Origin of the sequence: Advenella kashmirensis W13003 (assembly GCF_000506985.1) — a bacterium.
GTDB classification, from domain to species: Bacteria; Pseudomonadota; Gammaproteobacteria; order Burkholderiales; family Burkholderiaceae_B; genus Advenella; species Advenella kashmirensis_A.
On record NZ_KI650980.1, the window covers coordinates 708,582 to 728,898 of the forward strand.

Here is a 20,317-nt window from a genome sequence, read left to right on the forward strand (position 1 = left end):
TTATTCTTCAATTCCCCGGGAACTCAGGTAATCATCGTAACTGCCATGATAGTCATTCAGCGTACCGTCGGGCATGATTTCTATGATCCGTGTTGCCAGGCCCGAAACAAATTCCCGGTCATGCGAGACAAAAATGAGCGTACCGCCAAATTTTTCCAGGGCAAATTGCAGCGACTCAATGGATTCCATATCCAGGTGATTGGTCGGTTCATCCATCAGCAACACATTATGCCGCCCGAGCATCAGCCGACCAAAGGTCATACGGTTTTTTTCACCGCCGGACAACACGGGAACATCCTTGACAATATCGTCCGCAGAGAACAGCAAACGACCCAGTACCGAACGAATGGCCTGATCTTCGTCGCCGGGCTTGCGGTGTTCGCCCATCCAGTCAAACACGTTGACGTGCTTTTTGAAATCCTCGGATACGTCTTGCGGCATATAGCCCATATCGGCATTCTCTGACCATTTCACCGACCCGGCATCGGGCGCCAGATCTTCGGCGAACAGGCGCAGCAAGGTCGTTTTACCCACCCCGTTGGCGCCGATGATGGCAATTTTCTGACCGGCTTCGACCATGGCTGAAAAATTGCTGATGACTGGCCTGTCATAGGCTTTGCTGACTTTTTCCATAGTCACGGCAAGACGATGCAGCGGTTTGTTCTGCTCGAAACGGATATACGGATTCTGGCGCGAGGATGGTTTGACCTCGACAGTATCGGCCTTGATGCGGTCAATCTGCTTCAGACGCGAGGTGGCCTGGCGCGATTTGGACTTATTGGCGGCGAACCGGCGCACGAAGTCCTGCAATTCGGCAACACGTTCCTTGGCTTTGGCATTGTTGGACACCAGCCGCTCACGCGCCTGGGTGGACGCCAGCATATAGTCGTCATAATTGCCCGGATAGAGGCGGATTTCACCATAGTCCAGGTCGGCCATATGCGTACATACCTGATTCAGAAAGTGCCGGTCGTGACTAATGATAATCATGGTGCTCTGATACCCGTTGAGCACGCCTTCAAGCCAGCGAATAGTATTGATGTCCAGGTTATTGGTTGGTTCGTCCAGCAGCAGTACATCGGGATTGGAAAACAGTGCCTGCGCCAGCAGGACACGCAGTTTCCAGCCGGGCGCAATTTCGCGCATGGGCAAATTATGCTGCTCTACCGGGATGTCCAGGCCCAGCAGCAGTTCGCCTGCCCTGGCTTCAGCGGTGTATCCGTCGTACTCGGCAAATTTGGCTTCCAGTTCGGCAGCCCGCATATAATCGTCGTCAGTTGCTTCCAGATTGGCGTAAATGGCATCGCGTTCATGCATGGCCTGCCACATTTCCGTGTGACCCATCATGACCACATCCAGCACCCGCATATCTTCAAAGGCGAACTGGTCCTGACGCAACTTACCCAGTCGCACACCCGGATCCAGCGCAACGTTGCCTGAAGAGGCCTCCAGATCGCCACCGATGATTTTCATAAAGGTGGATTTGCCGGAGCCGTTCGCACCGATCAAACCGTAACGGTTGCCACCGCCGAATTTGACACTGACGTTTTCGAAAAGAGGTTTGGGGCCGAACTGAATGGTTAGATTAGCGGTAGAAATCACGACGGTATTTGATGCCTTAAATAGGGTTATAAAAAATGCCAAACGCGTTCATGACAGCAGAACGCGTTGGTCGTATACTGGATGCGCCGTCTTGCGGCAACGCAAATTTATTTATGCGAATGATCGTGGCCGTGGTGGTCATGATCATGGTGATGATGATCATCAATCACCAGATAGGCCATGTCAGCTTCAGTAGCCAAACCCACTTTTTTGCCAATGGGTAGCGTAACACGAACATCTCCATGCCCGTAGGGCAGACCGCTGACCACGGGCAAACCGGTGTTGGCCCGCAACCAGCGCACCACTTCGGGCATATCAAAGCCTTTATCCTGCGCACTGAGCTTGTATTCAGTAAAGTGCCCCAGGACAATCGCCTTTTGACGTGCCAGCACGCCCGCATGCAACAATTGCGTGAGCATGCGCTCCACCCTGAAGGGATATTCGCCTACATCTTCCAGGAACAGAATGCCGTTCTTGATTTTCGGCAGAAAAGGTGTTCCCACCAGCGATGCAATCATGGCCAGATTGCCGCCCCACAGCGTGCCGCGGGTGTCAACCGCGTCTGATCCTTCGGATTCAAAACTCAGAATCTCCAGCTCACCGTGCATGACTTCCAGAAAAATATCATAGGTCAGCTCATCAACCGTATTCTTGCCAAAGTCCAGCAGATTGGGGCCGGTATAACTGCTCATGCCGGTTTTGGCCAGCAGCGCCAGATTGAACGCGGTAAAGTCGCTGAATCCCACGTAACGTTTTGGGTGACGCTCCAGCAGCTTCCAGTCTATGCGGTGCAGGATTCGGCTCAGGCCATAGCCGCCACGCGTAGGCATCACAATGCCGCTTGCATGTTTGGCTGCGCGCGCAATTGCCGCGACCCGGTCTTCATCGGCACCGCCAAACCGCATGTCCTGATGCAGCGCAGCCTTGTCGACCGTCACTTTGACACCCGATTTTTTCAGATTTTTGACAGCCCGCTTCAGGACATCTTCATCCTGCACATAGCCGGAAGGAGACAGCCCGTAAACATTCAGTTTATTCAAATAGCGGGTTGGCTGATACGCCACATCGTCTGCCTCGTCGAACAATATCTGCGCATCGTTCAACTGTTCCTGAATACTTTCCTTTTTACCACTGGAAGAAGCATTGCTCATGATGACGGTTTCCTGCGTTCCTGAAAAAAACGGCGCAGCAATTGGCCGCATTCGTTCTTCAACACTCCCGAGACGACGAGGGTGTGATGGTTGATCTGTTTGTTATCCTGTACGGCAATTATACTGCCACAAGCACCGGTTTTCGGGTCTGCTGCGCCGTAAACCACACTGCTGACCCGTGCATGCGTGATAGCACCCATGCACATGATGCAGGGCTCCAAAGTGACGTACAACGTAATACCAGGCAGCCGATAGTTGTCCTGGGCAACCGCGCACTGACGCAAGGCGATAATTTCGGCATGAGCCGTGGGGTCGCTGTCCGTAATCGTTCTATTGTACCCTTTTCCGAGTACGGTCCCGAGCGAATCCACTGCGACGGCGCCAACAGGCACCTCGCCAAGCTCATAGGCCATGCGGGCCTGCTCCAGCGCCAGGGCCATGAACCTGGCGTGATTCAGTTCGGTGATATGCATGTGTGTTCGGGCATGTATCGCCCTGATTGAAATGCTGCTATTTTATCCGGGTATGCATCACACTTGAATAAAATATTGATTTTCTGCAAAGGCAATTGCGCCCGGGCGCTGTTTTTGGGGTATTGCGAGGCGATAACGACCATGGCGATGGCACGCTATTGGCAACAGCAACAGCAACAGCAACAGCAACAGCAACAGCAACAGCAATAGTAATGACAAGGGCAAGGGCAAGGGCAAGGGCAAGGGCAAAAATCATATAACTGCCGAGTGATCTCCAGGCAGCGACAGCGCCCTTTTCAGCAGATCAACCCGGGGATTGATTGCCCCTTCTCGATAAATCAGGGCCACGACACTGGACGGCGGCTCGGGGACGACGCGCACCGGCCGGATGACCCCGGCCTGTACATGCGTATGCTGCAGCAGTGCGAGGTCCGGAACAATCCCCACACCCAGACCGGCAGCAACGAATTGGACACTGGTCGTCGGGCTGGTCGACTCGATGATCGGCAAAGGCACCGGCACGCCTGCATGGGTAAAGCACTCTTCCAGCAATTTGCGCCCCATGGCCCCCTCGGGCGGCATGACCCAGGGCTGCTGCGCCAGGCGTGTCCAATCGACCCGGGGTGAACGGACCAGGGGGTTGTCGGAAGAGGCAATCACGGCAAACTGTACCTCGAACAACCGGACGTATTTGAAGGCATTGATGTCAGCGTCCAGCATTTGTAGCGGAAAGGTCGTGACAAGCGCATCCAGTTCGCCCCGCTGCAGGGCCTCAATCAACGCCGGTACCCTTTCTTCCAGTAACCGGACGCGCACCGGCGGCTGCTGTCTGACTAATGCTGCAATGACCTCGGGTAGATAGGTTTGCGCCACGAAAGGCGGCGCGCCGATGCGAATCGTAACGGGAAAGCGCTCGGCCGTGACCGCTTCAGCCCTCAGATGCGTAAGTTCTTCAAGCAGTCGGGCAGCGCCGCGCAGCACTACCTCGCCCTGCTTTGTGGGCGTGAGGCCACGCGCAGAACGTGCGAATAGTGCAAAGCCGAATGCGCTCTCGATTTCGGTCAGAGCTTTGCTTAGTGCCGGCTGCGTCAGGTTAAGGGCCTGTGCAGCCGCCCGCAGACTGCCTTTGCTCTGCACTTGCATCAACAGACGCAAATGGCGAAAGCGCAATCGGCTGATAAGGTGGTCAGGCAGGAGGGGGTCTGGCTCGATTACGGCGTGCATGCAAAGAGATCAAAAAGATAGTTATCACTATATGAAAATATATCACTTTTTCTATTCACTGCAATGCTCTATGCTGCATCTACATTACAAGGAGAAGACAAAATGCAACGTCGAGATTTCTGTCTTGGCATGCTGGGTGCCGGCCTGATGTTCAAATCCGCTGCCCAGGCTGCCGATAACTGGCCCACCAGGGCTGTACGCGTGATTGTCCCCTACCCTGCAGGCGGCGGACCGGACATCATGATGCGCCAATTCGGCCCCGCCCTGGCGGCCACACTTGGCCAGCCGCTGGTCGTCGAAAACAAGGTGGGGGCCGGCGGCGTGCTGGCCGCCCAGTATGCCGCACATGCCACAGCAGATGGCTACACGGCTTTACTGGGTTCCAATTCCCATTTGATTCAGAAGATCTTGCAACCCAAGCTGAAGTTTGACCCAATCAATGACTTCGCGCCGGTTACGCTTATTGGTACTTCTCCCAGCGTACTAGTCGTATCGGCAACCTCGCCCTACCAGACCGTGCAGGATCTGATCTCCGCGCTGCGGGCTGCACCCGGGAAAATGAATTACGGTTCCGGAGGCATCGGCTCGGCGGCGCACCTGGGTGGGGCCACCTTTGTGTCGCTGCTGAAGGCCGACGCCAAACACATTCCATTCAAGGGTTCGGTCGAAATCCCCCTGTCACTCTTTCGGGGGGACACTGAATTCGCTTTCACCATTGCGGGAACGGCCATTCCTCAAGTCAAAGGCGGCAAATTGCGCGCTCTGGCGGTCACCAGCAGTCAGCCCGTGGCGGAACTGCCCGGCGTTCCGACGCTGCAAAGCGTGTTGAACAGTGACTTGGCCGTACAGGAATTCTGGTTCGGTTTCTGGTTTCCACTCGATACACCTAAACCCGCAATCAACACGCTATATGGTGCAACAGTCAAGGCCCTCAAGGACGACAAGGTCAGACGTGAGTTCGAGGCCGGCGGCATCAGTGTCGCCCATAGTGCAAGTCCGCAAGCGCACGCCGAATTCATTCGCAGCGAATATCGCAAGTGGGTCGACATCATCAAACTGGCCGGCGTCACAGCGGGCTGACTGGAGTCTTCATGTCAAAACCACTTGAGGGCGTACGCGTTTTGGATCTGTCCCACGTGATCGCCGGCCCCCTCACCTCATTCTATCTTGCCCAACTGGGCGCCGAGGTCATTAAAGTCGAACCACCCCTGGGCGGCGAGGTGTTGCGGTCAATGAAAGATGGCGTGAATGGCGATACACCCACCGGGTTTTCCACGCTTAACGCCGGAAAACAGTCATTGGCACTGGACATCAGAACCCAGGAAGGCGCCGATGTGCTGCGCACCCTGGCCGCTTCTGCCGATGTCTTCATTGAAAACTTCCGGCCCGGCGTCGTGGCGCGTTACGGTCTGGACTATGCCCATATCAAAAAGATTAAAGAAGATATTGTTTACTGCTCCATTTCCGGATTCGGCCAGCATGGCGCATGGGCGCAACGCGGCGCCTATGACCATGTCGTGCAGGCTCTGACCGGCATGATGATGATGTCGGGCGAAGGCGACGACGGCCCGCCCATCAAAGTCGGTTTTCCCGTGATTGACGTCGCCGTGGGCATGCTGGGTGCGTTGTCCATCGTTTCCGCTTTGCACCGCCGCTCACGTGAAGGCGTCGGCCAATACATCGACGCCTCCATGATCCAGGCCTCTATCATGTTGATGTATCCGAACGCCTGCGCCAGCCTGAGCGATGGCACGCCCACGCGGCGCGTGGGCAACCGCGGATACACGGGCAGCCCCGCAGCGGACACGTATCGATGCGCCGATGGCTGGCTGGCCGTTGCCGCCAATACGCCGGCGCAATTTCGTAAACTGACCGTGGCGCTGAACATTGAGGATTTATGCACCGACGCCCGGGCACTGGATCTGGCAGCGTTCAACCTGCCCAATGGCTTTGTGGTCCCGAATGACCGTGATTATGTCGTTTCGCGGCTGCAGCGCGCATTCGCAGAACATAATGCAACGCATCTTGAAGAGAAATTGACCCGTGCAGGCGTGCCTGCGGCTCGCGTGCGCAAACTCGAGGAATTCCTGCAAGAGGTCGATGAGACCGACTGCGTCAGACTGCCTGATTACCGGTTCTGTCAGGGCGAACGAGAGGTGCGTACAAGAGGAATTGGTTTCTCGGTAGACCAGGACGGCGGCCCCACCGATGCGGGCGCGCCTTCGCTGGGCCAGGATACGCGCACGTTGCTGATGAACGCAGGCCTGGATGAAACGCGCATTGCCGAACTGGAACGCGCTGGCGTTGTGCGAACGCAAACCCGTCTGGCCGAGTCTCTGTTACCCTGACGTAAGTATTTTTAATAATTAGGAGGATCCATGACAAGATTACTGGAAAACCGCATTGCCATTGTGACCGGCGCCGGCCGTGGTCTGGGCCGCTCCCATGCACTCGAACTCGCGCGTCACGGCGCACGCGTCCTGGTCAATGACAAAAATGCAGAGCAGTCCGGGTCAGACGCACAAACCGTTGTAGACGAGATCCGCGCTTTAGGTGGTGAGGCCTGCCTGCATGGCGCGGACGTTACCGACCCCGGGCAGGTCCAGGACATGGTGCAACTGGCGGCATCGCAATGGGGTCGGGTTGATATCCTGGTCAATAACGCAGGCATCCTGCGCGACAAAAGTTTTGCCAAAATGACACTTGAAGACTTCAGGCTCGTCATGGATGTTCACCTGATGGGTTCTGTGCACTGTACACATGCCCTGTGGGAACGCATGCGCGAGCAGAAATACGGCCGTATTGTCATGACGACCTCTTCTTCAGGCCTTTATGGTAACTTTGGACAAGCCAACTACGGTGCCGCAAAAATGGCGCTGGTCGGTCTGATGCAAACGCTTGCGCTGGAAGGCGAACGCTATGACGTGCGGGTCAACTGTCTGGCCCCGACCGCCGCCACGGCCATGACGGAAAACCTGCTGGATGCGCAGGCACTGGAAATGCTGTCGCCCGATTCTGTCAGCCCTGCCCTGGTCGCACTGGTTGTAGAAAATGCACCGAATCGCACCATCCTGCTGGCTGGCGCGGGCAGCGTCGAACAGGCGAATATCACCATGACTCAGGGAATTAACGTCGGAGCAGCAGCGTTGACAGCGAACCAGGTCATCGAGAGCATGAGCGACATCGCCGATCGCCAAATGGAAATGGTCCCCGTGACCGGCTTTGATCAATTGCGTCATGAGATTGCCAAAGCCCAGGCAAATCGACACGCCGGTGTCATTCATTCTGAGGCCAACTAAACCGTGCCTTTTAACCTGAAACGATTGTAGCCATCATGACAAACCCGATCTACCCCGCCCGCGCTGCGCCAAGAACATTCGACTCCGTTCAGTCTCTGACTGCCTTTGTGGGTCAACCCGGGATTATTTCACCTGCCATACAGGTGGACCAGGAAACAATTACGCGTTTTGGTTGCGTCACACACGACTCCCAGTGGATTCATGTCGACAGGGAGCGGGCACGAGCCGAATCTCCGTATCAGGACACCATTGCTCACGGCTTTCTCGTTCTTGCATTGCTTACGCATTTGCAGGCCGGTTGCATTGCGTTTCCAGGCGCACGCATGGCGCTGAACTACGGCTTTGATAAAGTGCGATTTACGGCACCGGTACCGGTCGACTCGTTTGTATCTGCTACCTTTTCATTGACAGACGTCACTGAAACGGCGCCTGGCGAGGCACGTTGTTGCTGGCATGTAACGCTGCAGGCAGACAAAGCTGATCGGCCATCACTCTATGCCGACTGGTTGATTTTGATTCGATTTGACAAGGCGGGACAGACGTAATACCCACTCTCCTGTTCAATCATCAACTATCGGAAAAACCTGGCCTCAATACTATTGAGCAAACCCTGCACTGCTGGAAAATGACGGCAGCAGCAAGTACGCCGCCCTATCCAGTCATAAAGGCACATATCCGCGAGGGTTCGCTTTCTGACGGGCTGGTTCAGCCGTCAAACGGCCGCTCGCCCAGCGATTCGATCACATAGTCCAAAAAACACATAATACGCGCTGCCAATGAGGTGTTACGGTAGTAAACCGCATTGATCGGTTGGCGCACATCCAGCGTCTGCTTGCTCAAGAGCTGCGACAGATTTCCATGACGTCGGTCTTCGTGCGTCATGAAATCCGACAAGCACACTACGCCAAGACCGGCTAACGCCATCTGTCGCAGCGTTTCACCACTGGATGACGCAATGGCAGGCTGGATACGCAAGGTATTACCCGCTGTATCGCGTAAAGGCCAATCATTCAAAGTATCGGGCTGGGTGAAGCCCAGCAATGCATGCGCCTCAAGATGCTCAACCGTTGTCGGCGTGCCATGTTTCTTAAGATAGCCCGGGCTGGCCAACACTCTGATCTTGCTAAAGCCTACAAACCGCGCATGCAAAGTGGAGTCTTTCAGCGCACCAATGCGAAACGCCACGTCTGTACGCTTTTCAATCAGGTCAATAATTCCTTCGTTAGAATTGAGCTCCAGCTCTATCTCGGGGTAACGCGTACGGAAACCTTCCAGCAAAGGCACGAGCGCATGCAACATGAACGGAGTCGCCGCATCCACCCGCAAGCGTCCTGCCGGGCGCAAGCGCCGCGTGGCCATCTGCTCTTCAGCCTCATCCACCGAGGCCAGAATGGCACGGGCATGCTGCAAGAAAACTGCCCCTTCTTCAGTCAACTCCAGGCGTCGGGTAGTCCGCCTCAGCAACGTTGTCTGCAGCTTTTCTTCCAGTCTTCCAAGCGTGCGGCTTGTGGCAGAGATTGTGAGATCAAGCAATTCCGATGCGGCGGTCAGCGATCCCGTATCCACAACAGCGACAAATGTCTGTAACTCGTCCAGCGTCGTTTTCATTATTGAATGTAAATCAAAAGAATTTGTTTAATAAAAGGCTTAATTTACAAAAATCAAACAAGCATACTACAGATTATGAAAAAAGCCTTATGGATCTAAGCAAATGCCTTGGCTGATTGCAACATGGTTGCAAAACAGGTCGTAGCGCAAGCGCTTGCCGCATTTGGCAGGCTGGATGACGCTTTCAAGGCAGACTTATATTTGATTTTAATTCAAGTATATTTATTAAATAAAGGGCTTAATTATCAAAGATTAAAGCGGCAAACTACACGCTATAGCAGACCATTTATCACCACCAAGCTCACAAAGCTTGCACATTCTATTTTTTAGGAGCCTCACTATGAGCACTATAGCTTCCTTTGGCGTTGGCACTTTCCGACTGCAAGGCCAGACCGTCATCGACTCGGTTCGCACCGCCCTTGAACTTGGCTACCGCGCTGTCGATACCGCACAAATCTATGGCAATGAAGCCGATGTTGGCCAAGCTCTTTCGGAAAGCGGTGTCAATCGCGCTGAGTTGTTCGTGACCACTAAAATCTGGACCGACAACTATGCGAAAGACAAGCTGGTTCCCAGCCTGCGCGACAGCCTGCAAAAACTGCGCACCGACTACGTAGACCTGACTTTGATCCACTGGCCTGCTCCTGCCAATGACGTGGCACTGACTGAATATATGGAAGCGTTGGCTGAAGCCAAGGCACTGGGCCTGACGCGCCAGATCGGCATTTCCAATTTTAATATAGCGCTGACCAAGCAAGCGATCGCCGCAGTTGGCAAGAAAGAAATCGCAACTAACCAGATCGAACTGAGTCCTTACTTGCAAAATGACAAGCTGACGGCTTTCCTCAAGGAACAGGATATTGCAGTCACCTCGTACATGACTCTGGCCTATGGCAAAGTACTGAAAGACCCGGTCCTGGTCAAGCTTGCCGAAAAGCATCAGGCGACGGTGGCACAGGTGACTTTGGCCTGGGCACTGCAACTGGGCTACGCGGTGATTCCATCCTCAACCAAACGTGAAAATCTGGCCAGTAACTTGCTTGCACGAGACCTGAAGCTTGACGCCGACGATATGGCCCAAATCGCTGCACTGGAACGCAATGGCCGTGAAGTCAGTCCCGACGGCTTGGCTCCTGCCTGGGATTAACTGGACATCAGCAATGATGACTGCTCTGGCGCGCATCAACTGAGGCTTCAGGCTGGCCACACAGCAGCCCAATTTGTCTGATACCAAAGGTGTATCGCGCACGTTTTTGATGAGGGGGTGTGCGCGCCACGGAAAACGCCATTGACAATATCAAACGCATCATCAATGGCGACTTCTACTGACCCGATAAACTCAATCCGTTGGAAAGAAAACCTACTCCCACTCAATGGTCGCAGGCGGTTTGCTGGATACATCGTAAACCACGCGATTGATCCCGCGCACCTCATTGATAATGCGCGAGGACACCCGCGCCAGCAGTGAATACGGCAATTGGGCCCAGTCGGCCGTCATAAAGTCGGAGGTTTGCACGGCACGTAGTGCGACCACGTAGTCATATGTGCGGCCATCACCCATGACGCCCACGGACTTGACCGGCAGAAAGACCGCGAAGGCCTGGGATGTCAAGTCATACCAGGTCTTGCCGGTTTCTTCGTCAGTGGCATTGCGCAATTCTTCGATGAAAATGGCATCTGCCTTGCGCAACAAGTCAGCATATTCTTTCTTCACTTCACCCAGAATCCGTACGCCCAGGCCCGGTCCGGGGAATGGGTGACGATAGACCATATGATGCGGCAAGCCCAGCGCCAGTCCCAGTTCACGAACTTCGTCCTTGAACAGTTCGCGCAGCGGCTCAAGCAGTTGCAGGTTCAGCGTATCGGGCAGGCCACCCACGTTGTGGTGTGATTTGATTGCAACGGCCTTGCCGGTTTTGGCGCCGGCCGATTCAATAACATCAGGATAAATGGTGCCCTGGGCCAGCCAGCGGGCGCTTTTGCGTTTGCCGGCCTCTTCCTGGAAGACTTCTACAAATTCGCGGCCAATAATTTTGCGTTTCTTTTCCGGATCGGTTTCACCAGCCAGCTTACCCATGAACGCATCAGTGGCATCCACGTGAATCACGTTGACGCCAAGATGTTCGCCGAAAATCGTCATGACCTGCTCGGCTTCATTCAGACGCAGCAACCCATGATCAACAAAAACGCAGGTCAGCTGATCGCCGATGGCTTTGTGAATCAGCGCAGCTGCAACGGATGAATCCACACCACCTGACAATCCAAGGATAACGTCGTCTGTTCCAACTTGCTCACGAATGCGTGCCACGGCTTCTTCAACATAATCGGGCATGTTCCAGTCGTTACTGCAACCACAAATGTCGTTGACAAAGCGATTCAACAAGGCGCGACCCTGCGTTGTGTGTGTCACTTCGGGGTGGAACTGGACGCCATAGAAGTGGCGTGTTTCATCGGCCATACCAGCAATCGGGCATGAAGGCGTTGAGGCCATGAGCACAAAGCCTTCAGGCAATTCGGTCACCTTGTCGCCATGACTCATCCAGACTTTCAGCATGCCATGCCCTTCGGGCGTGACAAAATCAGCAATATCCTTGAGCAGCGCGGTGTGGCCATGCGCGCGGACTTCAGCATAGCCGAACTCGCGATGATCAGACCAACTGACCGTGCCACCCAGTTGTGACGCCATGGCCTGCATGCCGTAACAGATGCCCAATACCGGTACGCCCAGTTCGAACACCTTTTGTGGCACCTTCAACGATGCTTCGTCGTAGGCAGACGAGTGACTGCCTGACAGAATAACCCCTTTGAGGCCCAGACCTTGCTGTTCCTCAAGAAAGGCCGCGTCGACATCACCGGGATGTATTTCACAAAACACCCCTGCTTCGCGCACGCGTCGTGCAATGAGTTGGGTAACCTGTGAACCGTAATCGAGAATCAGAATCCGCTGATGCATGCTATATCCGCCTGAGGACAAAAGAAAAGAATGGAAAGACGACATTATAATGGTTGTGAAGCCCGAAAACCCGCGAATGGCAGGCAATCCATGAGACACACAGAGACAGAACCCGAGCAATCCCCTTTCCATCCCCCTAAAACCTTCATGCTGGTGCATGGCGCGTGGCACGGCGCCTGGGTGTGGAACGAGGTCGCCAGAATACTGCGCAGCCAGGGGCACACGGTATATATCCCCACATTGACCGGGTTGGGCGAACGTGCTTCGCTGTTATCCAACAGCGTCACACTCGATACGTTTATAAATGATATTGAACAGGCGATTTTGCATCCGCAATCTTCGCCCGCCCTGCTGCCTATTGAAAACGCCGATACAGCCGGCACCCGCCAGTCGCCCTGCGCACCAGAGCGCCCATTGACACAACACCCCGACAAGCCACTGACCAATGTGATCCTGGTTGGCCACAGCTTTGCCGGTCTGGTAATAACCGGCGTAGCAGATCGGATCGCTGCCCATCTGGATCGCCTGATCTATCTGGACGCATTTCTGCTGCCGTCCGGGCAATCTACATTTGATACCCTGCCTGAAAAAGTCGTCGATGCCATCACCATGTCAGCGGGTGCAGGCGCCGGCATTCCGCCACCCGATCCGGTCCATCTGGGTATTCCAAAAGAGAGTGAAAATTATGCATGGGTTCAACAACGCCTCACACCTCATCCGCTGGCGACCTATGCCAGCGCGTTGAATCTGAAGAGTACGCCGGGCGCGGGTTTGCAATGTTGCTACCTTTCCTGCACCGAACCGGCATACAGGCCGGTAGCCGCTTCACGCGACTGGGCGCAGATGCAATCAGACTGGCTGCACATGAGCTTGGCCAGTTCGCATTCTGCCCCCGTGCTGGCACCGGACCTTGTGGCAAGTGCGCTGGCCGCATGCGCCGCAAAATAACAAAAACCCGGGCCTGCTGGTACAGAACCCGGGTTTCAATTACAAAACCGGAACGCTTAAACAAATACCGCGATATCCGCAGATCCTATTAAGTGAACTTAATCAGCGCGATAGTTTGGCGCTTCTTTGGTGATTTGCACGTCATGGACATGCGACTCGCGCACACCAGCAGAGGTAATTTCCACAAATTGCGGGACGGTGCGCATTTCATCGATGGTTGCGCAACCGCAATAACCCATCGAAGCGCGAATACCCCCCACAAGCTGGTAAATAATGGCCAGCACACTACCTTTGTAGGGTACACGACCCTCAATGCCTTCAGGCACCAGTTTGTCGGCGTTATTGGCCGGATCCTGGAAGTAACGATCTGCCGAACCCTGCTCCATGGCGCCCAGGCTACCCATGCCACGATAGGATTTATAGGACCGCCCCTGGAACAAAACGACTTCACCAGGCGCCTCTTCCGTACCGGCAAACATGCCGCCCATCATGCAGGCGAATGCGCCGGCAACCAGCGCCTTGGAGACATCACCCGAATAACGGATGCCGCCGTCTGCAATTAATGGCACACCAGTGCCTTCCAGCGCCTTGGCAACATCAGAAATCGCCGTGATCTGCGGAACGCCGACACCGGCAACAATACGGGTGGTGCAGATTGAACCTGGCCCGATCCCTACTTTGACGCCGTCGGCACCCGCTTCAACCAGCGCCTTGGCAGCCTCCGCGGTTGCTATATTGCCGCCAATGACGTCAATATCGGGGAAATTCTGTTTGACCCAGCGCACTCGGTCAAGCACACCCTGTGAATGGCCATGTGCGGTATCTACGATGATAACGTCGACATCAGCCTCCGCCAGCTTGCGCACGCGCTCTTCGGTGCCCTCGCCGACACCGACCGCTGCGCCCACGCGCAACTGGCCGAATTCGTCTTTGCAGGCATTGGGATGTTCGGTATTCTTGACAATATCCTTGACCGTCGCCAGGCCACGCAACTCAAAATCGTCATTGACGATAAGCACACGTTCCAGCCGGTATTTGTGCATCAGCGCCTGCGCTTCACTGAGCGTGCCGCCTTCGTGCATGGTAATCAGCCGATCTTTGGGCGTCATGACTGATGTCAGGGGCACATCCAGGCGGTCTTCGAAACGCAAGTCCCGGTTTGTTACGATTCCAACAACCTTGCCGTTATCAACAACCGGCAGACCGGAAATGCCATGCTTTTTCTGCAGGGCAATGGCATCGCGCACCTTCATATCAGGTGTCACTGAAACCGGATCAATCACAATACCGAACTCGTGGCGCTTGACGCGCGCCACCTCGGCAGCCTGCTCGTCTGCCGTCATGTTCTTGTGAATAATGCCGATTCCCCCTTCCTGAGCCATCGCAATCGCCAGACGCGCTTCGGTGACCGTATCCATCGCAGCGGATACCAGCGGAATATTCAGTGTGATATTTCGGGTGAGTTTGGTTTTGAGAGACGTGTCGCGTGGCAACACATTTGAGTACGCAGGTACCAGAAGAACATCGTCAAAGGTAAGCGCTTTTTGAATGAGACGCATGAAATAACTCCGGGCGCAAAGCAAAATTATACGCTTGCGCCCGCACCGAATCAACCGGGTTGCGCAGATCGCGGGAAATTTAACCTTGATCTGCGAAACCCGTCACGCATTAACCCAACGATTTACGGGCGTTCATGAACATGCGCATCCATGGCGTGTAATCACCGCCCGTGTCTTTGTCGCCCCAGCGCTCGGGATGCCAGGACATCATGACATTGCGCGTCACGCGCTCGGGGTGCGGCATCATGATGGTAAACCGGCCGTCTGCCGTGGTCACCGACGCAATTCCCCGGGGGCTCCCATTAGGATTGGCAGGATAGGCTTCAGTAATGAATCCCTTGTTGGACACATAGCGGACCGCCGTTTGAACAGCGTCGATTTTCCCCTGTAAGCCGAAATCGGCAAATCCTTCCCCATGGGCAACGGCGATGGGCAGTCGACTGCCCTGCATGCCCGTAAAGAAAATAGATGGGGAGTCGGTAATTTCCACAAGACTTAAGCGTGCCTCGTATTTGGCTGACTGATTGTAGGTAAAACGCGGCCAGTCCTGGGCGCCCGGAATCATGTCGGCCAGCGTGGCCATCATCTGACACCCGTTGCAGACACCCAGGGCGAAAATATCAGATCGCGAGAAAAACGCCGCGAACTGTTCTGACAGCGCTGTGTTGTAACGAATGGTGCGTGCCCAGCCTTCGCCGGCACCCAATACGTCACCATAACTGAAGCCTCCGACAGCGACCATGGCCTGGTAGTCCTTCAGCGAAGTGCGGCCGGACAGCAGATCGGTCATATGAACATCGTAGGCGTCAAACCCGGATTTGTCGAATGCCCAGGCCATTTCTACCTGGCTATTGCACCCTTGCTCGCGCAAAATGGCGATCTTGGGCCGAATGCCACTTGAAATATAAGGCGCCGCGACCTGCTCTTGCGGGTCGAAATCAACCACAGCATTCAACCCCGGATCATCACGGTCGTCCCAAATATTGGACTCGGCCAGCGCACTGGCGGGATTATCACGCCGTTTCATGATTTCATAAGTAACCTGGCTCCAGGCCTTGCCCAACTCGACGCGATCCAGGCCGAAAATACGGCGGCCATCGCGATAAAATTCGATCTGATCGGACGTATTGGGTGCGCCGATCACATTTGAAATGCGCGAGAGCCCTGCTTCACGCAAGGCCTGCAGCACTTCGTCGCGCTGTTCTGCACGCACTTGAATAACCGCGCCGGCTTCCTCATTGAAAAGCGCCTTCACAGTCAGCTCATCGCGCTGAACAGCAACTTGCTCGGGACGAATTTTGTAATCCCCCCAGTCGGCAGACGCTTCATCAAAAGTGAGCATATCCAGGTTGATGGACACGCCCACATGGCCGGCAAATGCCATCTCGGCGACCGTCGCCAGCAGCCCGCCATCAGAACGATCGTGATAGGCCAGGATCAGCCCACGCTCCACCAAATTACGGATTGTCAGAAAGAACGTTTTAAGCAGCGCCGGGTCGTCAATGTCGGGAACAACTGAGCCATATTGATCAATTACATTGGATAAGACAGACCCCGCCATTCGTTGCTGACCTTGCCCCAGATCAAGCAGGATCAGGGTCGTCTCACCCTGATCGGTCATGAGTTGCGGCGTCAGCGTTTTGCGCACATCGGTAACCGGCGCGAAGGCAGATACGACCAGCGACACCGGCGCAACCACTTCCCGACCCTGCCCCTCTTCATCCCAACGCGTGCGCATGGAGAGCGAATCCTTCCCGACCGGGATAGACAGTCCGATGTCCTGGCACAATACAGAAACAGCCTGTACCGTATCAAAAAGATCGGCATCCTGCCCCTCAAAACCGCAGGCAGCCATCCAGTTTGCAGACAATTTGATTGCTTCAAGTGAAGCGACATCGGCTGCCACCAGATTGGTCAGCGCCTCTGCGACCGCCATGCGGCCCGATGCCGGCCCATTGCCGATCGCCAGCGGCGTGCGCTCGCCCATGGCCATGGCTTCGCCGCGCACCGATTCATAATCGGCCAGAGTCACCGCGCAATCGGCTACGGGCACTTGCCACGGACCAACCATTTGATCCCGGGAGCATAAGCCGCCGACCGTGCGGTCACCAATGGTGACCAGAAACGATTTATTGGCGACCGTGGGGTGTCGCATGACCTGAGTTGCCACGTCGGCCAGATTCAGTCCTGTCACGTCCATATCGACCAGTGTGCGCGGCGCGTGGGTTGCCTGGCGCTCCATGCGCGGCAACTTGCCCAGAATGACATCCATGGGCACATCGACTGGTGCAATAACACCAGCTGCGGCCGCTTGTACCTGCGTATGTCCAGGCAGACCTTCGCCATCGGAAACTTTCAAATGACGGTCAGTCGTGGTTACGCCAACCACGGCAAAAGGACAACGCTCGCGAGCGGCAATCGCTTCGAAACGCGGCAGGTCTGCGGGGAGTATGGCCAGCACATAGCGTTCCTGCGCCTCGTTGCTCCAGATCTCGGCCGCAGACAGGCCCGATTCTTCAAGGTGCACCTGTTGCAGATCGAAAATCGCGCCACGACCGGCATCATTCACCAGTTCCGGGAACGCATTGGACAAACCGCCTGCGCCGACGTCATGAATGGCAATGATCGGGTTGTCTTCCTTTAATTGCCAGCAACGGTCAATGACCTCCTGCGCACGGCGTTCCAGCTCGGGGTTGCCCCGTTGTACCGAATCAAAATCCAGTTGTGCAGTATTGGAACCCGCACTCATGGACGAGGCAGCACCGCCGCCCATGCCGATACGCATGCCAGGCCCGCCAAGCTGAATCAGCAGGGCTTCGCCAGGGATGACGTCTTTGTGGGTGAGCGCCGCGTCGATGCTGCCCAAACCACCGGCAATCATAATAGGCTTGTGATAGCCCCAGCGCACGCCATCGACCGTCTGTTCAAATGTTCGGAAATAGCCCAGCAAATTGGGACGACCAAATTCGTTATTGAACGCCGCCCCGCCAATCGGACCCTCGACCATGATATCGAGCGGGCTGGCAATGCGATCAGGCATACCATAGGGCGTGGCTTCGCGTGACTCGGCGATCTCCGGCAAATTCAGGTTGGACACCGTAAAACCGGTGAGCCCGGCTTTCGGCTTGGACCCGCGGCCTGTCGCGCCCTCATCCCGGATTTCCCCGCCTGCGCCGGTGGCCGCACCAGGAAACGGTGCGATGGCCGTTGGGTGATTGTGGGTTTCCACTTTCATTAGGGTATGCGTCAAGCGCGTGTGGCTGCCGTATTGAGGCGCCGATACTGCCTGTTCGTTACCACCGTATCCGGCAAAAAACCGGCTGGCCGATCCGCCTTCCATAACAGCTGCGTTATCGGAATAGGCAACAACCGTTCCCTGGGGCTGAGCCGCATGTGTGTCGCGAATCATGCCAAACAGAGTCTTATCCATTTTCTGGCCGTCGATTTCCCAACTGGCATTGAATATTTTGTGCCGGCAATGCTCGCTATTGGCCTGGGCGAACATCATTAACTCGACATCGGTGGGGTCTCGCCCCAGCTCTTTGAAAGAGGTCAGCAAATAATCAATTTCCACCGGCGACAATGCCAGACCCAGTGCTTCATTGGCCTCTTCGAGCGCAACCTTGCCCTTTGCCAGTACAGCAATTTGCGATAACGGCTTGCCCGGCAACGTTTTCATCAGCACAGACGCATCAAAGGCCGCATCCACCACGGTTTCCGTCATCCGATCATGAATAAGGGAAGCAATCAGCGCATGCTGTTCGGGCGTGATTTTTTTTGCACCCAGCAGACCTTTTTTGAGCACAAATCGATATTCGATACCGCGCTCTATACGACGAACAGCTGACAGGCCGCAATTGTGCGCGATGTCGGTCGCCTTGCTCGCCCATGGCGAGAGCGTGCCCAACCGCGGCAGCACGCGAAGAACCAGCCCATCCTGCGCCAGCCCTGCAGTCGGCGCAACGCCATAGTCCAGCAATTGCGTCAAGCGTTGCTGTTCCTGCTCGTCCAGGGCTTCCTGGACGAAAATATGGTGTTCATAGCGTGCGTTTACGTCCTGCACGGGCAGCCCGGCCTTGGCAAAGGCCGCCAGCAGGCGCTCTTTCTGAAAAGGGGTCAACGCGGCGCAGCCGTATGCAATCTGGTGTTGATGTTGAGTGTCTGACACAATAAAAACCGGAATAAATGAAAAGGGCCTGAACGGGAATGCATTATTTTATCGCTCCGGCCCTTTTATATGCGCAATAAGCTGCAAATTGCGGTATTTACCTGGCGCACTTCCCATCGAAGACGACATTCCTGCCGATTTTTTGTCTCTGAAAATTTTTGATACAAATTAGCCACAAATCACCGAATTTAGGTGATTTTGTCTTTATATTCTGCCTTCGTCTGCCATTCTAATATCAATTCAACGAGATCCCAGATCTCGCATCACTTAATAAGGAATTTAGATATCGCGCCTAACCCGTTAATAAATATATTTTTTTTGAAATTTTATTTATAATTGCAGCGACCCTGATCAAAATTTTTGTCCGTGACGATCCTATGCAAAAATATCTTAAAAAAACGCTGACTGCGTGTCTGGCCGTCGTGCTGGCTACGGGCTCTATTGTACCCGTTTCCGGTTTCGCTCAGGAAGACGACAGCGCTCAGGCTTATGATGCCCTGCCGCTGGCCAGTACAGTGGTCGGCCAGGCCGACAATGGCGGTATTGTACGCTCCCAGGTAGCCTATGTGGTTGACCTGACTGATAATCGAATTCTTTATTCCAAAAATGCCGATGTCATCCGGCCTATCGCCTCCATCAGCAAATTGATGACAGCACTGATCATCACGACCGCCAACCTGAATATGAACGAGCAAATTGTCGTAACGGCGGACGATATCGACAGAGTCAAAAAATCCTCGTCCCGCCTGTCAGTGGGAACCGTATTGACGCGCAGCGAGCTGCTGCATCTTGCACTCATGTCTTCAGAGAACCGTGCCGCTCACGCCCTGGGCCGCACCTATCCTGGTGGCATGAATGCGTTTGTGCGCGAAATGAATGCCAAGGCACGCCTGCTGGGCATGACGCGCACGCGTTTTGTTGAACCGACAGGCCTGTCTCCGCAAAATGTGTCCTCGCCCCGCGATCTCGTGCGACTGATGCAGGCGGTACACCAACAGCCCCTGATTCGCGAATACACCACCAGCGACAAATATGAAATTGTGACCAGCAATGGTCGCGAACAGCGCTACAGGAATACCAATCGGCTGATCCGCAATAATAACTGGAATATACAAATCTCAAAAACCGGCTACATTCGTGAGGCGGGAGACTGCCTGGTCATGATGACCGAAATGGATCACCGGCCGGTAGCGGTTGTGCTGCTGAATGCAGACGGCGGACTGACGCGCTTTGCCGATGCGGTGCGCGTGCGCCATATGGTACAAGAGGATTACCCAACCTTGCTGTAAACAAGTTTGCAGCAGGCGATATGCATTGCCTGCTGCCCGCTTT

Annotated in this window: 16 protein-coding genes; 8 read left to right on the forward strand and 8 right to left on the reverse strand. The window is 55.0% G+C overall.

Annotated elements, in window-relative coordinates; all coding sequences use genetic code 11:
* The 4 genes from W822_RS38020 to W822_RS38040 all read right to left on the reverse strand — a co-directional run bounded on the left by W822_RS38020 (position 1) and on the right by W822_RS38040 (position 4,450).
* Positions 1-1,602: an ABC-F family ATPase gene (locus W822_RS38020; protein ID WP_024005943.1), complete on the reverse strand. Its 1,602-nt coding sequence runs from the start codon at positions 1,600-1,602 to the stop codon at positions 1-3.
* Positions 1,603-1,709: 107 nt separating this feature from the next.
* A complete protein-coding gene (locus tag W822_RS38025; protein ID WP_024005944.1) occupies positions 1,710-2,753 on the reverse strand; it encodes an LD-carboxypeptidase in 1,044 nt (347 codons plus the stop codon).
* Positions 2,750-3,226, reverse strand: coding sequence for a tRNA adenosine(34) deaminase TadA (tadA, locus tag W822_RS38030; protein WP_024005945.1), 477 nt, complete (start codon positions 3,224-3,226; stop codon positions 2,750-2,752). The genes W822_RS38025 and tadA overlap by 4 nt, the downstream gene beginning before the upstream one ends.
* A 252-nt stretch (positions 3,227-3,478) precedes the next feature.
* Positions 3,479-4,450, reverse strand: coding sequence for a LysR family transcriptional regulator (locus W822_RS38040; protein ID WP_024005947.1), 972 nt, complete (start codon positions 4,448-4,450; stop codon positions 3,479-3,481).
* 102 nt (positions 4,451-4,552) lie between these two features.
* Here W822_RS38040 and W822_RS38045 point away from each other — a divergent pair, with 102 nt between their 5' ends.
* From W822_RS38045 to W822_RS38060, 4 genes are read left to right on the forward strand one after another with little or no spacing between them, the layout of a single operon-like run.
* On the forward strand, positions 4,553-5,530 hold the full coding sequence (locus tag W822_RS38045) for a Bug family tripartite tricarboxylate transporter substrate binding protein (RefSeq protein WP_024005948.1): 978 nt from the start codon (positions 4,553-4,555) through the stop codon (positions 5,528-5,530).
* An 11-nt stretch (positions 5,531-5,541) separates the two neighbouring features.
* Positions 5,542-6,798: a CaiB/BaiF CoA transferase family protein gene (locus W822_RS38050; protein WP_024005949.1), complete on the forward strand. Its 1,257-nt coding sequence runs from the start codon at positions 5,542-5,544 to the stop codon at positions 6,796-6,798.
* Positions 6,799-6,828: 30 nt separating this feature from the next.
* Entirely contained in the window at positions 6,829-7,749 is a 921-nt protein-coding gene (locus W822_RS38055) for an SDR family NAD(P)-dependent oxidoreductase (RefSeq protein WP_024005950.1), read from the forward strand.
* Positions 7,750-7,784: 35 nt separating this feature from the next.
* A complete protein-coding gene (locus W822_RS38060) occupies positions 7,785-8,294 on the forward strand; it encodes a MaoC family dehydratase (protein WP_024005951.1) in 510 nt (169 codons plus the stop codon).
* Positions 8,295-8,454: 160 nt separating this feature from the next.
* Here W822_RS38060 and W822_RS38065 read toward each other — a convergent pair whose 3' ends face one another.
* A complete protein-coding gene (locus W822_RS38065) occupies positions 8,455-9,357 on the reverse strand; it encodes a LysR substrate-binding domain-containing protein (protein ID WP_024005952.1) in 903 nt (300 codons plus the stop codon).
* Between the two features lie 123 nt (positions 9,358-9,480).
* Between W822_RS38065 and W822_RS38070 the strand changes: the two genes are divergently transcribed.
* Both W822_RS38070 and dkgB read left to right on the forward strand, forming a co-directional pair.
* Positions 9,481-9,687, forward strand: coding sequence for a hypothetical protein (locus W822_RS38070; protein WP_024005953.1), 207 nt, complete (start codon positions 9,481-9,483; stop codon positions 9,685-9,687).
* 10 nt (positions 9,688-9,697) lie between these two features.
* The gene (gene dkgB / locus W822_RS38075) at positions 9,698-10,504 is read left to right on the forward strand and encodes a 2,5-didehydrogluconate reductase DkgB (RefSeq protein WP_024005954.1); all 807 of its coding nucleotides are present in this window, start codon (positions 9,698-9,700) and stop codon (positions 10,502-10,504) included.
* A 213-nt stretch (positions 10,505-10,717) separates the two neighbouring features.
* On the opposite strand, the gene guaA is transcribed toward dkgB, so the two are convergent.
* Positions 10,718-12,310, reverse strand: a complete 1,593-nt coding sequence (gene guaA / locus W822_RS38080) for a glutamine-hydrolyzing GMP synthase (RefSeq protein ID WP_024005955.1) — start codon at positions 12,308-12,310, stop codon at positions 10,718-10,720.
* Positions 12,311-12,400: 90 nt separating this feature from the next.
* Between guaA and W822_RS38085 the strand changes: the two genes are divergently transcribed.
* The gene (locus tag W822_RS38085; protein WP_024005956.1) at positions 12,401-13,258 is read left to right on the forward strand and encodes an alpha/beta hydrolase; all 858 of its coding nucleotides are present in this window, start codon (positions 12,401-12,403) and stop codon (positions 13,256-13,258) included.
* Between the two features lie 98 nt (positions 13,259-13,356).
* Here W822_RS38085 and guaB read toward each other — a convergent pair whose 3' ends face one another.
* The gene (gene guaB, locus W822_RS38090) at positions 13,357-14,817 is read right to left on the reverse strand and encodes an IMP dehydrogenase (RefSeq protein ID WP_024005957.1); all 1,461 of its coding nucleotides are present in this window, start codon (positions 14,815-14,817) and stop codon (positions 13,357-13,359) included.
* A gap of 109 nt (positions 14,818-14,926) precedes the next feature.
* Entirely contained in the window at positions 14,927-18,985 is a 4,059-nt protein-coding gene (purL, locus tag W822_RS38095) for a phosphoribosylformylglycinamidine synthase (protein WP_253272303.1), read from the reverse strand.
* A gap of 377 nt (positions 18,986-19,362) precedes the next feature.
* On the opposite strand from purL, the gene pbpG reads away from it, so the two are divergent.
* Positions 19,363-20,274 carry a D-alanyl-D-alanine endopeptidase gene (gene pbpG / locus W822_RS38100; protein WP_024005959.1) on the forward strand — a complete coding sequence of 304 codons (912 nt, stop codon included), beginning with the start codon at positions 19,363-19,365 and terminating at the stop codon, positions 20,272-20,274.
* Positions 20,275-20,317 lie beyond the last annotated feature (43 nt).